The organism is Marinomonas sp. 5E14-1 (assembly GCF_039939215.1).
GTDB lineage: Bacteria > Pseudomonadota > Gammaproteobacteria > Pseudomonadales > Marinomonadaceae > Marinomonas.
Genome location: NZ_JBDXMW010000015.1, coordinates 52,031 through 66,098 on the forward strand (window position 1 = coordinate 52,031; position 14,068 = coordinate 66,098).

The window sequence follows — 14,068 nt, forward strand, 5'->3', positions numbered from 1 at the left end:
GGAGAGGTAGTTTGATCAATAAATTAGTTGCTGTATGTGTATTTAGTATTTTATTTGGCTTTCAAGCGGTAACAGTGCAAGCCGAAGACAGTGTTGAAAGTAGAATCGAGCATTTGCTGGAAGGGAGTCGTGACATTGAAGGGCAATTTCGTCAGGTAACGTACGATGAAAAAGGCCACGAGCTTCAAGTGAGTAAAGGTGTTTTCTTATTAGCTAAGCCAAATCAGTTTGTTTGGGACAGTATTTCACCTTTTGCACAGAGAATTGTATCGGATGGTGCAACCATTACTGTGTGGGATGTGGATTTAGAGCAGGCAACGATTAAGCCTCTTGCGACCTCTATTAGTAACTCTCCTGCAGCGTTACTTGGCCAGCCAGCCGAAGAGGTTTTACCTAGCTACAGTGTGACGACAATGGGACCGGAAAAGTTTCGTTTAGAGCCTAAAAAAGAACAGGATTTGTTTCAAACTCTTACTTTATCTTTTAAGAATGAGGTGATTACCTCCATGAGTATTGTGGATGCTTTAGGACAAACGACTGTGATGGAGTTTCAAAACGTCGAGCAACATGAAGGTGTCGCGAAAGAAAACTTCGTGTTAGATCTTCCTGATCATGTGGATGTGATTGTGGAAGGTCAGTAATGAAAGATCTTTTCTCGGATATACCATCAAGGGCTTATCAGCCACTAGCGGCAAGGATGCGACCTTCGACATTGGAAGAGTATATTGGTCAGTCGCATTTGGTTGGCCCGGGAAAGCCATTACGTCGAATGGTAGAAACAGGTCATTGTCATTCTTTTATACTTTGGGGGCCGCCTGGAGTAGGAAAAACCACGTTTGCTCAGCTTTTGTCTCATGCACTAGACGCGCAATTTATTGAAATATCTGCGGTCATGTCTGGTGTAAAAGAGATTCGTGCCGCAGTGGATCAAGCAAAGCAGTTGCGCATGATGAACGGAACGCAAACCGTGCTTTTTGTTGATGAAGTTCATCGTTTTAATAAATCCCAGCAAGATGCCTTTCTGCCTTTTATCGAAGATGGCACTTTTTTATTCATTGGTGCCACGACTGAAAATCCTGCGTTTGAACTGAACTCTGCCTTGTTGTCTCGTGCCCGCGTATATCGCTTAAAAACGCCCACCGCAGAAGATGTTCAATCGGTTCTAGAGAAAGCCTTGAAAGACCATGAAAAGGGCATTGCTTCATACGCTTTTGAAATTTCAGAGTATTTTCTTTCTGTGTTAGCGCATGCAGCAGACGGAGACATTCGCAGAGGTTTGAATTTTTTAGAAATTCTGTCCGATCTTGTGGAGCCAAAGACAGAAGTCTCTCAAGAACAGTTGGAAGATGTGCTGGGCGGAAGCGTTAGACGCTTTGATCGAAAAGGCGACGTTTTCTATGATCAAATCTCCGCCTTTCATAAATCCGTTCGAGGCTCTTCACCAGACGGTGCTTTATACTGGATGGCACGTATGTTGGATGGCGGTTGTGATCCTTTGTATATCGTGAGGCGTTTATTGGCCATTGCCTCAGAAGATATTGGTAATGCAGATCCGCGAGCCTTACAAGTCGGGCTTAACGCGTGGGATATATTTGAGCGTGTCGGTCCTGGTGAGGGGAATCGTGCAATAGCACAAGCGGCAGTGTATATGGCGAGTGCGCCGAAAAGTAATGCTGTTTATCAGGCCTTTAATCAAGTGATGTCTGATGTGGCGTCTCAGCCAAGTTATGATGTGCCGAACCACCTGCGCAATGCGCCAACATCATTAGCGAAGAATATGGGGCATGGCGAAGATTATCGTTATGCACATAATGAAGAGCATGCTTATGCAGCAGGCGAGCGTTATATGCCAGAAGAATTGGCGGAAATGCGTTATTATCAGCCAACAGATCGTGGTTTAGAGAAAAAAATCCAAGATAAGCTGTCATGGTTGGCTGAGCTGGATGAAGTTAGTTCTCTAAAGCGTTACTAATATTCAAATAAGATCTCTCAGAAACAGTCACGGAAAAACCTATGATGTATTTTATGATTGCTTTGGGTGGTGCGCTCGGGGCGCTGAGCCGTTTTGGTGTTACCAAATGGGTCAATCATTCTTGGCAGTATTCCTTTCCTATCGCCACCATGCTTATTAATGTGCTTGGTTGTATTCTAATGGGCGTGGCTTTTGTGGTGGTAACAGAGAAAATGTCATCACTTGAACCTTATCGTCCTCTTGTTATGGTGGGTTTTCTGGGCGCATTTACAACTTTTTCGACCTTTTCGTTAGAAATTGTCACACTTATTAACGCTCAGGCTTGGCTAAGTGCCATAAGCTATTTATTATTGAGCTGCGTTTTAGGTGTTGTTGGTCTTGCTGTGGGAATGGCAGTCACTCGATTTTTCTAAATTCGTTTTTATGACGTGTTTTAAAGGGCAAATTTGCCGTTCAGGCCGTCGCATTTTTTATTTCATTGTTAAAGGATATTGTTGCAGAGATGTTAGACATTAAAGCATTACGCGCTGACCCAGAAGCCATAGCGGCTCAACTTAAAAAGAAAGGTTACGAGTTGGATGTGGCGACTTTTTCTTCCTTAGAAGAGCGTCGTAAAGGCATTCAAATTGAAACTGAACAGCTGCAACAAATCCGTAATTCGGTATCCAAACACATCGGTTTGGCGATGAAGTCTGGTGACAAAGACAAAGCGGCCGAATTAAAAATAGAAACAGCAACCTTGGGTGATGATTTAAACGCTGCAAAAGAGAAACTAACAGAGATTCAAATCGCAATGGATGCTTTGCTTGAAGGCATTCCAAATTTGCCTCACGAGTCTGTGCCAGAAGGTAAAACTGAAGACGATAATGTTGAAGTGCGCCGTTGGGGACAACCAAAGACTTTTGAGTTTGAGCCAAAAGATCATGTTGATCTTGGTGAAGCGATGGAGATGTTAGATTTTGAAGCCGCAGTAAAGGTGACGGGTTCACGCTTTGCTGTCATGCACTCTGATCTTGCTCGCTTACATCGCGCGTTAACTCAGTATATGGTTAATGTACATGTGGATTTCCATGGCTATAGTGAAGTATATGTACCGTACTTGGTAAATGCTCACTCGCTTAAGGGCACAGGGCAGTTACCAAAATTTGAAGCAGATTTGTTTAAAGTTCCAGTGGATAAAGAAAGCGGTAATAATGACCTTTATCTGATTCCAACGGCGGAAGTCCCAGTAACAAACCTAGTGCGTGATGAAATTTTAAACGACGCTGATTTGCATAAGAAATTTGTTGCTCATACACCTTGTTTCCGAAGTGAAGCGGGCAGTTATGGTCGTGATACGCGCGGCATGATTCGTCAGCACCAATTCGAGAAAGTAGAGTTGGTACATGTTTGTCGCCCAGATCGCTCTGAAGAGGTTCTGGAAGAATTGGTTGGTCATGCGGAAGCTATTTTGCAAAAGCTTAATTTACCTTATCGTACGGTTATTTTATGTGGTGGCGACCTTGGTTTCTCTGCACACAAAACCTATGACATTGAAGTTTGGTTACCAGGTCAGGCGAAATATCGTGAAATTTCATCTTGTTCTAACATGGGCGACTTTCAAGCGCGTCGTATGCAGGCTCGTTGGCGTAATCCTGAAACAGGGCGTCCAGAATTAGCGCATACGCTGAATGGTTCAGGCTTGGCTATAGGTCGTACTTTAGTGGCGGTATTGGAAAACTACCAAAATACAGATGGCAGCGTGACCGTTCCTGATGTTTTAGTGCCTTATATGGGTGGTAAAACGGTTTTGAAAAAAGCATAAGTCGTTGTTTTAAATAAAAAGGCCTCTATCGAGGCTTTTTTATTATCTATAGACAGTAGTGGGCAGAAAATATTATGACGGGCAAGGTCTATTTAATTGGTGCAGGGCCGGGCGATCCTGAGTTACTAACATTAAAAGCGCATCGCCTATTAACCCAAGCAGATGTGGTTTTGTATGATCGGTTAGTGGGAAAAGAAATCATAGAGCTGATTCCAGACACCGCTGAGAAAATGTATGTAGGAAAGGCCAAATCTCTACACAGTCTTCCTCAAGACGAAATTAATACTCTTCTGGCTTCTAAGGCGAAAGAAGGCAATATGGTGGTGCGTCTAAAAGGCGGCGACCCATTTATCTTTGGGCGAGGCGGGGAAGAGTTAGAAGAACTGATTGAGGAAGGTGTGCCTTTTGAAGTGGTTCCAGGTGTTACTGCTGCTGCAGGTTGTGCGGCGTATGCAGGGATTCCATTAACGCATCGAGACTATGCTCAATCGGTACGCTTTTTGACTGGACATTTAAAAGACGGCACGACAGATTTGCCTTGGGATGAATTGGTTCACCCGGCACAAACTTTGGTTATTTATATGGGGTTGACTGGCCTAAAAGAGATTAGTGAATCTTTAATGAAGTTTGGTATGAAACCGTCAATGCCTGTGGCGATCGTTGAGAAGGGGACAACCAAAGAGCAGCGAGTCTTTACCTCCACAATAAATACAGCTTATGACGTTGCCATGAAAAACGAAGCCAAATCGCCAGCATTGCTCATCATCGGTGAAGTAGTGACATTGCAGGATAAGCTTGAATGGTACGGTAAATACTAAGTCGATAACATTGGCTTAGTTACAAGCAATTCGCAGGTTTTGGCAATCCTGCGATTTTTGCTGCAAGCTTTGGCGGGCTGCCAGGAAAAAGAGTCATTAGATAAATGCTTCGGCCTTTTTCGGCTCCAAGCTTTTTGCTAACGGCTTTTACTAAAGGTCGCATCGCTGGAGACACTTCAAACTCATGGTAGAAATCGCGTAATAGATGAATGATTTCCCAGTGAGCTTCAGTCAATTCTAATTCCAATTCTTGTGCTAGCTGGTTTGCTAGTTCTGGCGACCAATCATTTAAGTCTAGCAAATAGCCTTCTTCATCTAGCTGTGTTTTGTTTTCTGTCATTTCTTTCTCTTTCTCTTTCTCTTTCTCTTTCTCTTTCTTTATTTTGTCTGGCGAAGTTACCAACTAATAATGGCGTTAGCGGAAAACGTCGTTTGTACCCATTCTTCGTCGGATAGTATGTTACCTAAACTCGGTGTTAAACCGTAGGCGACAGCATCGCTTTGTAAATACAGAAGCTCAATGCCTTTCGTTTCGATTAGTGATTTTAGCTGACTGTGATCTTGGCTGAGGCGTAAAATGCCTTCTTCAATGAGTAATAACTGATCGCCTTTTTTTAAGCCATTCTGCCAGATACTTTCTAATTCTGTTGGATAAGATAATTGATTAATTTGATGAAGCGTCATAATTAAAACCGAAAAACCTGTTGGTAATTTGAAAACAAAGCGTGCCATTCTGTTTGATTGAGCGGTTTAGTGCCTTGCCACAGATTGTCGCCATTGGCTTGTTTTGCGGCTTCTAGGTTGCTGGCGTGAACATAGAGGTTTTCAATGTCGTAAAATTCCAAACCGGCTAATAACTTGTGCAGGTTTTTACCTTGTTCAGCTGTGGGAGTTTGAGCAGTATTAAGCAGAGAAAGAGCTGCGCCAGACAAGAAAATATCCACTTCTTGTTCGAATGTGGCGAGAACCAGCGCCAGATCCAAGCCTTCTTTACATGATAAATTAGAATAAGGGCTGCTGCTTAAGTGAATGAGAGTCTTTTTCATTAGCCTACCTAAACTGAATGATTTTATTTGTGGTATTCATTAGGTCCACTAATGTCCCTAAGCCTTCTAACTGAAAATGCTCAGCTAATGAATGGTGTGTGAGCTCATAACGACGGCTTTCGTCTTCACTCACTACACCACGACGCACCGCCGCTGCGATGCATAAGTAGAGTGGTATATTGTACTCCTGAGCCACCGATTGCCACGCTTTAGTGAGATTAATTTCGTCTCTTGGCGGTTGGTTTAATTGGTTACCAATCAAAACTGCGTCTTCATAAAAAAATACACCTTTGATGCTGTCTGGCTGCAATGTGAGTGCGGTTTTTACAAAGCGAAGTGCCGTATGACAAGCTTTGCTTTGGTAAGGCGAGCCAGTGATAAGCAAGGTGTGTTGCATGGAATCTCTCATACTAAAACAAAAATACAGGGTTCGGTTCGGAGCAGTTTACACATAAAAAAGGCCGCAGTCAGCGGCCTTTTTTGCAATTGGTAGAGAAGACAAATTAGTCGTCGTTCGCCATACCAAGTAAAGACAAGATGCTTAGGAACATGTTGTACAAAGAAACATACAAGTTCACAGTAGCAAGGATGTAATTTGTCTCGCCGCCACGTACAATTTGGCTGGTTTGAAGCAAGATCACGGCACCTGAGAACAGGGCAAAACCTGCAGAGATGAAGATTTGTAATGCTGGCATTTGTACAAAGAAGCCCGCGACCATCGCGAACAAAAGCACAAAGAAGCCAACGGTTAAAAAGCCGTTAAGGAAACTGAAGTCTTTCTTAGAAACCAGTGCATAACCAGATAGACCTAAGAATGAAAGACCTGTGATACCTAACGCGCTCATGATTAAGCCGCCGCCGCCAGGGAGTTGCATGTAAGCGCTTAAAATAGGTCCAAGAGTCAGTCCCATAAAGCCAGTTAACGCAAATACACAAAGAATACCAAAAGGGCTGTTTTTAAATTTATGGGTTAAGAACAGCAAACCATAAAAACCAATTAGCAAAACAAAGATGTTCATGTGAGCGAAGTTCATCATCATACTTAAGCCTGCAGTGAATGCACTGAAAAGCAAAGTAAGAGACAACAAACCATAAGTATTACGAAGTGTTTTGTTTACCACTTCTGACGATGGCGCCGTAAGAGTGTCTGTATAACGCATGAGTATTACTCCTCTAGATATAAATCTTATTCTAAGACGTAATATGCGGCTGAAAGTTCCAAAGTTCAAGTAAGAACGCCCTTTCATGAGGAATAAAAGCAAAGAAATACGCAATAAGGCTATTTAGATGACAGTTTTTCGAGACAACCATGAAAATGGAATGTAACCTATTTTTAGAGTGTTGTTTTTTGTGAATGTCGGTGAAGGTTGTCGTGCTTATAAGAATGGCTTTTGGTAGACTGTCGAACTAAATGTAAGAAGCGAGATTTATGTTGGACAACGACTATTCACTACCCATATCTTTTTCAATGGCGGCTCAAATCGGGTTGGAAGAAACCGTATTACTGACCTTCTTGAATCAACAGGCGTATTTTGCGAATGCTCATGTCTTGCGTATTGAAATTGCTCAGTTGAGTGTTCAACTGCCTTTTTGGACAACCCCAATATTAATGCGAATCTTGGCAAACTTGCAGCTGAGTCAATTGCTCTCTTTTCATCGTCAAGATAACGTACTGGAAATCCATTTGCCTGCTGCGAGTGGCAATGCGCAAGAGGTGCTAAGTCATACAGCATCAAATAAAGTGGGTGTAAGCCAAGCATCTGATACAGACCCTTTAATGGATAAAATGGACCGATTGCACAAAGCGTCTCGTGAAAAAAAAGAAGAATTTACGCCGCAATCGAAAAGCTACCCTACAAAACAAACTTTCAAACAGCCAGCTGAAAAACGAGCTCAGATAGACAGACGATACAATGCGTCCTCTTCTCCACCTGTAGCGAATGATCGCCGAGGAGTGACAGATTTTGATTTGTACTTGGAGCAAAAAGAGCGCGCCCGTCAGCCAGATCAATGGCAACCAGAAGAAGCAACCTTTGAGCAAATTACCCAAGCGGGTATTACACGAGAATTTGCTTCGTCATTACAAGCAGAATTTTTGCTAAGAATTAAAGAACAGCGTAAAAACGTTAGAACCTGGAACAGTGAATTTTTTAAATACGTAAAACGTCAGTGGCAATATAAACAATCGGATCGGTCTTCATATGAAGGAACCTCAGGCAATTCAACATTTACTAAAACCTCTCGAGAACAAGTTAGCGACGCCCTCACAAACATACACGACACAGACTGGTGAGCCAGGCGCGGGGAGTAGCCGTGACTCGGGACCAAGTGAGGCGGAGCAGCAAACACGTGTTCTAGTGAATATGCTGTTCGCTCGATTTAAAGCAATTTATACTCATAAATTTGCCTCGGCTTACAGTAACTCTGATGAAGTGAAATTGGCTAAGCGCGAATGGGCCATTGCTCTAAAAGGTTTTCAAGAGCCTTTGTTGGCTTATGCGGTGGAACGCACAAAAGAAGTGTATGCGTGGCCGCCGACGATTTCAGAGTTTTTAAAACTGATCAGCACGGCTTATAAAGCTTACGGATTATCTGACCCTCGCTCTGCTTACCTTGAGGCTTGTGCCTGTCGAATTGATCCATTGACCTATAAATGGAGTCATCCAGCGGTGTTTTTTGCGGGTTCGGAAGCTGGTTGGTACAAGTTAAAATCAGAAGAAGAACGCGTTTCTTGGCCTCTGTTTGAACAAAGTTATTTAAAAATTGTAGATAAAGTCATTGCTGGCGAGCGTTTGGTGATTCCAAAAGTTGTCATGATCGAAGACAAACATACATTAGGTGTGAAGGACTTAATTACCAAAATTGCTCAAGATTTGTCTGTTGAAGAAGATGAAATCGCTCCGTTGCTTTATTACACGCAAAAAACCTTTGGCTCTGGTGTGCGATTACGTTATCGCGAAGTGAGCCAGAAAAAGCTATTGGAAATGGGATATAAAGGCGAACTTCCCACATAAGGCTGTAATACATTGGTGAGGTGGTTATGTTAAAAGTGTTGATAGTAGATGATCATGACATGGTCAGCCATGGTATTAGTCGCGTATTGCAAGATGTGAATAGCGTTGAAGTTGTTGGTGTTGCACTCTGTGGTGAGGAAGCGATTGCGCAATCAAGGGAGTTAAAACCAGACATAGTATTGATGGATGTTCACATGCCGGGCATTGGTGGTTTGGGAGCGACAAAAGAAATAAAGCGCCTTTTACCTAAAACCAAAATCATTGCTTTATCTGCATTAGACGACAATATTTATCCAGTAAAATTATTAGAAGCGGGTGCATCGGGTTATCTGACAAAAGGCACTAACACGCTTGAATTGCTAGAAGCTATTGATGTTGTTGCGAAAGGCGAACACTACATTTCCAAAAGTATTGCTCAGAAAATGGCTTTGTCTAAGTTTTCTATTGATGGGCAGGGGTCGCCATTAGGGCAGTTGTCAGACCGTGAGCTGCAAGTCGCTCAGATGATCGTTGATTGCAAAAAATCGAATGAAATTGCCGACCTCCTAAATGTCAGCCCGAAAACAGTGAGCACTTATCGTACGCGAATCTTTACTAAATTGAACATAGAAAGCGACGTTGAATTGATCCGTTTGGCGGTTCGTTACAATGTGCTTGGTATGGGTTAGGCAAAAAACGAGGTTTGTTTGAGCCATTCAGGATTTGATCCAAAACATTTTGTTAGCAACTTAACGACTCGTCCTGGCGTTTACCGCATGTACGATAGTAAAGGCGTGTTGTTGTATGTAGGCAAAGCTAAAAACTTAAAAAATCGTGTGGCGAGCTATTTTCGAGTGACAGGTCTAACGACCAAAACCATGGCTTTGGTGAGCCGAATTTACACCATTGAAATTGCTGTCACCAAAAGCGAAACAGAAGCTTTATTGCTTGAACAAACACTGATTAAACAGCATCGTCCGCCATACAATATTTTGTTGCGGGACGACAAATCCTATCCTTATATTCTCTTATCGAATCATCAACATCCTGCATTGCTGTTTCGTCGCGGCGACAAAACAGATCAAGGGACTTTATTTGGTCCGTTTCCCAGTGGTAGCGCAGTAAAAGAAAGCTTGAACACCATGCAAAAGGTATTCAAAGTGCGCCAATGTGAAGACTCGACCTACGCAAACCGCTCACGACCTTGTTTGCAATATCAGATTAAACGTTGCTCTGGACCGTGTGTTGGACTTATTAGCGACGAAGAATACGAATCAGATGTGCGCCATGCTCGCATGTTTTTACAGGGCAAAGACCAAGAGTTGACGTCAGAGCTGACAACACAAATGAGTTTGGCAGCGGCAGATATGGAATTTGAACGAGCGGCAGAGTTGCGTGATCAGATTATTCAATTGAAGCACATTCAAGAGCAGCAGCATGTTTATGGGCAAACAGGTGACGCGGATGTTATTGCGTCTATTATTAAACCTGGTGGTTTGTGCGTTCATGTAATGATGGTGCGAAACGGTAAAGTGGTTGGCAGTAAAAGCCATTACCCCAAAATGCCTATCGAAATATCAGAAGGTGAGTTGCTGTCTTCCTTTGTTGCGCAGTTCTATCTTGGTGGTATTCAGGAGCTTCCCAAGACATTAATTGTCAGCCATGAGTTGGATGATGGTGAAGCCTTAGTGGATGGGATTTTTGAGACGACACAAAAGAAAATTGAAGTGCTTAGCAATGTACGAGGCCAGCGAGCTCGTTGGCTGGATCTTGCAAAACTTAATGCTGAGCAAGGTTTGCAGGCGCGTTTGTCTGATAAACGCAATCATTTCAGTCGAGTCACAGCCTTGCAGAAATTGTTAGGTTTTGTTGAGCCGCCGAGTCACATGGAATGTTTTGATATTAGCCATTCGAGTGGGGAAGCTACAGTGGCTTCTTGTGTTGTCTTTGGCCCTGATGGCCCAGATAAAAAGCGTTACCGCTCTTTTAATATTGAAGGTGTCGAAGGTGGTGATGATTACGGTGCTATGAAGCAGGCTTTGACTAGGCGCTATAAGCGTGTCAAAAGTGGCGAACTTGATCCGCCAGACGTTTTATTAATAGATGGCGGCAAGGGGCAGCTCACTCAAGCGGAAGAAGTGTTAAGAGAATTGGGTTTGGTGGATATCTTCTTATTGGGCGTTGCAAAAGGCGATACGCGTAAACCCGGTTTAGAAACCTTGTATATTGGCTCTAAAGAAGATGAGGTTGTCTTGCCTCCAGATTCAGCCGCATTGCATTTGATTCAGCATATTCGTGACGAAGCTCATCGATTTGCTATCAAAACTCACAGACGTAGACGAGATAAGAAACGCCGCCATTCTGTCTTAGAAGAAATACCGGGCATTGGCCCTAGTCGCCGTAAAGAATTGCTTACTGCTTTTGGTGGTTATCAAGAGCTACTGTCGGCAAGCCAAGAAGACATTTCTAAAGTAAAAGGAATTGGCGTGAAAAAGGCAGAAGAAATTTATCTTTACCTTCATAAAAGTTAAGCTTGTCGAAAGATAGAAATTTTTGCCTAAGAATTAGGAATAAAATGAACATACCGAATATATTGACCTCTGTACGTATTTTTATGATCCCCGTTTTGGTGGTGATTTATTACCTACCTTGGGAAGGTCGCTATCATGCTTGCGCTGTTATTTTTGCTCTTGCTGCTGTCACGGATTGGTTAGATGGTTATTTAGCGCGGAAGCTTAATCAAACAACGCCTTTTGGTGCTTTCTTTGATCCTGTGGCTGATAAAATTATGGTGGCCATTGCGCTTGTCTTATTAGTCGCAAGTTATGCAAATCCATTATTAACACTCGCCAGTGCTGTAATTATCGGTCGAGAAATTGTCATTTCAGCATTACGGGAATGGATGGCTGAAATGGGTAAGCGCGCCAGCGTGGCAGTGTCTTACATAGGTAAGCTTAAAACCGCTATGCAAATGCTGGCTATATTCATCTTATTAGGCAGTCGGCCTGATACTGCTTTGGCTCATGTTGGTGAAGCGGTTTTGATTGCGGCAGCTTTGCTAACCTTATGGTCTATGTATGTTTATTTAAAAGCCGCTTGGCCTGAGCTTAGGTCTCAAGAGTCGAATAAAAAATAAACAGACAGTAAAAAAAACGCTAAGTTAGCTATTTATTTGGATTTTTTCCTTGACGTGAAAGCTTAAATACATAGAATAGGCACCGTCTTTTGAGACGCGGGAATAGCTCAGTGGTAGAGCACAACCTTGCCAAGGTTGGGGTCGCGAGTTCGAGCCTCGTTTCCCGCTCCAAAAAACAGATTTCTGATAGAGGCCGGATGGCAGAGTGGTCATGCAGCGGACTGCAACTCCGTGAACGCCGGTTCGATTCCGACTCCGGCCTCCATAAATCAGAATTGCCCGGGTGGTGAAATTGGTAGACACACAAGACTTAAAATCTTGCGCTTAATAGGCGTACCGGTTCGATTCCGGTCCCGGGCACCATTTATGGTGCCTTTTTTTATGCCTGCACTTTCTTAAATACACCTCATCTCGTTCAAATCTCAGCCTCTTTTATTTTTCTCATTTATCTTATTCATATAAACCCTATAGACACTTTTGTTTATAAATCGCATTTTTCTCTATGCTATAGTGACTAGAAATTCGTTGTCGGTTTAATCCATGAAAGGAAGAAGTATCGTGAAGTTTTATGTTGGCGCTTATGCAAGTTCACCGAATGTGAGTGGTTGGGATGCAGAGAAAGAAGGTGAGTATTATTCACAGTTGAAGTCTTTAGGTTCTATTAAAGGGTTAGAGCATCCTTTTGTGGGTAATTTACACGGTCACGATGATGCATGGTTTTTAGAGAATATTGATCCAAATTGGAGTTTCGTTTTTACTTGTATTCCAGGTGTAATGGGAGCGTTGAGTAAGAATCCAAATTTTGGTTTGGCTTCAGATGATGAAGAAGGCCGTCAGCAAGCTATTGAGTTTTGCGCTCAAGCCCGAGATGCGATTGCTAAGTTAAATCAGTCTACAGGTCGTCAGTCAGTAAAAGGGATCTTTCTGCAAACGGCTCCAAATCGTACTAAAGCATCAGGCTCGGCTCAGGCATTAGAGAAGTCTTTGAATACCTTGTTAGAGTGGGATTGGCAAGGCGCTCAGCTTCTGATTGAGCATTGTGACGCACCAAATGAAGATCATGCACCAGCGAAAGGTTTCTTGAGCTTAGAAGATGAAATTAAGGTTTTAAAAGCTTTAAACGAACAGACGAAAACGCCACTTGGTATTGTCATTAACTGGGGGCGATCTGCGTTAGAAACTCAGCGTGCAGAGCAAGCATTAGAACATATTGAAGCGGTGAAAAAAGCTGACTTGTTAGAAGGTATTATGTTCTCTGGAGCTTCACATCGAGAGTCCGAATACGGCGTTTGGAAAGACACTCACATGCCGCCAGCACCAATAGAACCTACTTCTTTGATGACTGAGCAAGTTATACATGATTGTTTGTCTTCAAGTGGTTTCGCGAAAGACAGCGATGCAATTATAGGTATTAAATTGGGCATTCGTCCTAGTTCTACCGATACAGATACACGAGTTAGAATTAACCGTGATGCACTAAGTATGCTGACGCGTTACTTCGAAAGCTAAAAGCAGTTTAGTTGTTCAAATTTAGGCCTTAAGAGCCTGGAATGTTAAGGTAAAAACAGACAAGCGTTTGTTTTTACCTTTTTTATATCTGTTTGGTAAATAGTTTTTGCTTTAAAAGGTTAATAGTTAAGTTTGACGAGATATTTTGCCTTCTTGTGATAGTATCTTGTCATCAGATTCTGTTAAACGTTTGGTTGTGAGGTGTTATGTCAGAGGTGCAAGGACAGGCAAAAGGTCGTCTTACGACAAGAACAGTAGCGATGCCGGGTGATACAAACCCAGCTGGCGACATTTTTGGTGGTTGGGTTGTGTCTCAGATGGATATTGCCGCAGGGATATGTGCAGGGCAGCGTGCTCAGTCCCGTGTTGTGACGGTAGCCTTGGATGGGATGAGTTTTATTCGCCCTGTTAAGGTTGGGGATATCTTAGGGGTTTATACAAGAGTTGAATCCGTTGGCCGAACCTCTATGAATATTCTAGTGGAAGCTTGGGTTAGACGTGGGCGAATTGGACACCGTGAAAAAGTGACTGAAGGTATGTTCAAGTTTGTGGCGATTGATGACAACGGCAAGTCAACACCGATTCCAAAAGAAGAAGATTTGCCAGATTACGTAAACCAAGGTTTTGATGACTAGTTTCTTGAGCTAACCGTTTTTAGCACAAAAAAAGCGATTACAAATGTAATCGCTTTTTTAATGTTGGTACCAGTAGGCGGACTCGAACCGCCACGCCTTTCGGCAACGGATTTTGAATCCGTCGTGTCTACCAATTCCACCACACTGGCCTTGAA

General features: G+C 42.8%; 17 protein-coding genes and 4 tRNA genes. 15 read left to right on the forward strand and 6 right to left on the reverse strand.

Features of this window, described 5'->3' with window-relative positions; all coding sequences use genetic code 11:
- The first annotated feature begins 11 nt into the window (after positions 1-11).
- The 5 genes from lolA (at position 12) to cobA (ending at position 4,594) form a co-directional block, all read left to right on the forward strand.
- Complete coding sequence (gene lolA / locus ABFY09_RS13090; protein ID WP_347984759.1) at positions 12-641, forward strand: outer membrane lipoprotein chaperone LolA; 630 nt, start codon at positions 12-14, stop codon at positions 639-641.
- On the forward strand, positions 641-1,972 hold the full coding sequence (locus ABFY09_RS13095; RefSeq protein ID WP_347984760.1) for a replication-associated recombination protein A: 1,332 nt from the start codon (positions 641-643) through the stop codon (positions 1,970-1,972). The genes lolA and ABFY09_RS13095 overlap by 1 nt, the downstream gene beginning before the upstream one ends.
- Before the next feature lie 41 nt (positions 1,973-2,013).
- Positions 2,014-2,385 carry a fluoride efflux transporter CrcB gene (gene crcB, locus ABFY09_RS13100; RefSeq protein ID WP_347984761.1) on the forward strand — a complete coding sequence of 124 codons (372 nt, stop codon included), beginning with the start codon at positions 2,014-2,016 and terminating at the stop codon, positions 2,383-2,385.
- 89 nt (positions 2,386-2,474) lie between these two features.
- Positions 2,475-3,776, forward strand: a complete 1,302-nt coding sequence (serS, locus tag ABFY09_RS13105; RefSeq protein ID WP_347984762.1) for a serine--tRNA ligase — start codon at positions 2,475-2,477, stop codon at positions 3,774-3,776.
- A gap of 74 nt (positions 3,777-3,850) precedes the next feature.
- On the forward strand, positions 3,851-4,594 hold the full coding sequence (gene cobA, locus ABFY09_RS13110) for a uroporphyrinogen-III C-methyltransferase (RefSeq protein ID WP_347984763.1): 744 nt from the start codon (positions 3,851-3,853) through the stop codon (positions 4,592-4,594).
- Between the two features lie 19 nt (positions 4,595-4,613).
- Here the strand turns inward: cobA and ABFY09_RS13115 are convergent, their stop codons facing one another.
- From ABFY09_RS13115 to ABFY09_RS13135, 5 genes are all read right to left on the reverse strand, one after another.
- Positions 4,614-4,934, reverse strand: coding sequence for a TusE/DsrC/DsvC family sulfur relay protein (locus ABFY09_RS13115; RefSeq protein ID WP_347984764.1), 321 nt, complete (start codon positions 4,932-4,934; stop codon positions 4,614-4,616).
- Positions 4,935-4,990: 56 nt separating this feature from the next.
- Complete coding sequence (locus tag ABFY09_RS13120; RefSeq protein WP_347984765.1) at positions 4,991-5,278, reverse strand: DsrH/TusB family sulfur metabolism protein; 288 nt, start codon at positions 5,276-5,278, stop codon at positions 4,991-4,993.
- A 2-nt stretch (positions 5,279-5,280) separates the two neighbouring features.
- Positions 5,281-5,640 (reverse strand): DsrE family protein, encoded by a 360-nt coding sequence (locus ABFY09_RS13125; protein ID WP_347984766.1) that lies wholly within the window; start codon positions 5,638-5,640, stop codon positions 5,281-5,283.
- Positions 5,641-5,644: 4 nt separating this feature from the next.
- Complete coding sequence (tusD, locus tag ABFY09_RS13130) at positions 5,645-6,037, reverse strand: sulfurtransferase complex subunit TusD (RefSeq protein WP_347984767.1); 393 nt, start codon at positions 6,035-6,037, stop codon at positions 5,645-5,647.
- Between the two features lie 106 nt (positions 6,038-6,143).
- Entirely contained in the window at positions 6,144-6,800 is a 657-nt protein-coding gene (locus tag ABFY09_RS13135) for a Bax inhibitor-1/YccA family protein (RefSeq protein ID WP_347984768.1), read from the reverse strand.
- A gap of 269 nt (positions 6,801-7,069) precedes the next feature.
- Between ABFY09_RS13135 and ABFY09_RS13140 the strand changes: the two genes are divergently transcribed.
- From ABFY09_RS13140 to ABFY09_RS13185, 10 genes are all read left to right on the forward strand, one after another.
- Positions 7,070-7,933 (forward strand): DnaT-like ssDNA-binding domain-containing protein, encoded by an 864-nt coding sequence (locus tag ABFY09_RS13140; protein ID WP_347984769.1) that lies wholly within the window; start codon positions 7,070-7,072, stop codon positions 7,931-7,933.
- 70 nt (positions 7,934-8,003) lie between these two features.
- Positions 8,004-8,654, forward strand: a complete 651-nt coding sequence (locus tag ABFY09_RS13145) for a hypothetical protein (protein WP_347984770.1) — start codon at positions 8,004-8,006, stop codon at positions 8,652-8,654.
- 26 nt (positions 8,655-8,680) lie between these two features.
- Positions 8,681-9,322 (forward strand): response regulator, encoded by a 642-nt coding sequence (locus ABFY09_RS13150; RefSeq protein WP_347984771.1) that lies wholly within the window; start codon positions 8,681-8,683, stop codon positions 9,320-9,322.
- Between the two features lie 18 nt (positions 9,323-9,340).
- The gene (gene uvrC, locus ABFY09_RS13155) at positions 9,341-11,164 is read left to right on the forward strand and encodes an excinuclease ABC subunit UvrC (protein ID WP_347984772.1); all 1,824 of its coding nucleotides are present in this window, start codon (positions 9,341-9,343) and stop codon (positions 11,162-11,164) included.
- Between the two features lie 44 nt (positions 11,165-11,208).
- Positions 11,209-11,769, forward strand: coding sequence for a CDP-diacylglycerol--glycerol-3-phosphate 3-phosphatidyltransferase (pgsA, locus tag ABFY09_RS13160; protein ID WP_347984773.1), 561 nt, complete (start codon positions 11,209-11,211; stop codon positions 11,767-11,769).
- A gap of 96 nt (positions 11,770-11,865) precedes the next feature.
- Positions 11,866-11,940, forward strand: a tRNA-Gly gene (locus ABFY09_RS13165).
- Positions 11,941-11,960: 20 nt separating this feature from the next.
- A tRNA-Cys gene (locus ABFY09_RS13170) sits at positions 11,961-12,034 on the forward strand.
- A 12-nt stretch (positions 12,035-12,046) separates the two neighbouring features.
- Positions 12,047-12,132, forward strand: a tRNA-Leu gene (locus ABFY09_RS13175).
- Positions 12,133-12,327: 195 nt separating this feature from the next.
- The gene (locus tag ABFY09_RS13180; RefSeq protein WP_347984774.1) at positions 12,328-13,278 is read left to right on the forward strand and encodes a DUF4862 family protein; all 951 of its coding nucleotides are present in this window, start codon (positions 12,328-12,330) and stop codon (positions 13,276-13,278) included.
- Positions 13,279-13,484: 206 nt separating this feature from the next.
- Positions 13,485-13,913, forward strand: a complete 429-nt coding sequence (locus ABFY09_RS13185) for an acyl-CoA thioesterase (RefSeq protein WP_347984775.1) — start codon at positions 13,485-13,487, stop codon at positions 13,911-13,913.
- A 64-nt stretch (positions 13,914-13,977) separates the two neighbouring features.
- On the opposite strand, the gene ABFY09_RS13190 is transcribed toward ABFY09_RS13185, so the two are convergent.
- Positions 13,978-14,062, reverse strand: a tRNA-Leu gene (locus ABFY09_RS13190).
- Positions 14,063-14,068: the final 6 nt, after the last annotated feature.

Excerpts from the sequence above, each read along its gene's own strand:
- ABFY09_RS13095 (WP_347984760.1), top strand. The coding sequence starts at position 641 with ATGAAAGATCTTTTCTCGGATATACCATCAAGGGCTTATCAGCCACTA.
- crcB (WP_347984761.1), top strand. The coding sequence starts at position 2,014 with ATGATGTATTTTATGATTGCTTTGGGTGGTGCGCTCGGGGCGCTGAGC.
- serS (WP_347984762.1), top strand. The coding sequence starts at position 2,475 with ATGTTAGACATTAAAGCATTACGCGCTGACCCAGAAGCCATAGCGGCT.
- cobA (WP_347984763.1), top strand. The coding sequence starts at position 3,851 with ATGACGGGCAAGGTCTATTTAATTGGTGCAGGGCCGGGCGATCCTGAG.
- ABFY09_RS13115 (WP_347984764.1), bottom strand. The coding sequence starts at position 4,934 with ATGACAGAAAACAAAACACAGCTAGATGAAGAAGGCTATTTGCTAGAC.
- ABFY09_RS13120 (WP_347984765.1), bottom strand. The coding sequence starts at position 5,278 with ATGACGCTTCATCAAATTAATCAATTATCTTATCCAACAGAATTAGAA.
- ABFY09_RS13125 (WP_347984766.1), bottom strand. The coding sequence starts at position 5,640 with ATGAAAAAGACTCTCATTCACTTAAGCAGCAGCCCTTATTCTAATTTA.
- tusD (WP_347984767.1), bottom strand. The coding sequence starts at position 6,037 with ATGCAACACACCTTGCTTATCACTGGCTCGCCTTACCAAAGCAAAGCT.
- ABFY09_RS13135 (WP_347984768.1), bottom strand. The coding sequence starts at position 6,800 with ATGCGTTATACAGACACTCTTACGGCGCCATCGTCAGAAGTGGTAAAC.
- ABFY09_RS13140 (WP_347984769.1), top strand. The coding sequence starts at position 7,070 with ATGTTGGACAACGACTATTCACTACCCATATCTTTTTCAATGGCGGCT.
- ABFY09_RS13145 (WP_347984770.1), top strand. The coding sequence starts at position 8,004 with ATGCTGTTCGCTCGATTTAAAGCAATTTATACTCATAAATTTGCCTCG.
- ABFY09_RS13150 (WP_347984771.1), top strand. The coding sequence starts at position 8,681 with ATGTTAAAAGTGTTGATAGTAGATGATCATGACATGGTCAGCCATGGT.
- pgsA (WP_347984773.1), top strand. The coding sequence starts at position 11,209 with ATGAACATACCGAATATATTGACCTCTGTACGTATTTTTATGATCCCC.
- ABFY09_RS13185 (WP_347984775.1), top strand. The coding sequence starts at position 13,485 with ATGTCAGAGGTGCAAGGACAGGCAAAAGGTCGTCTTACGACAAGAACA.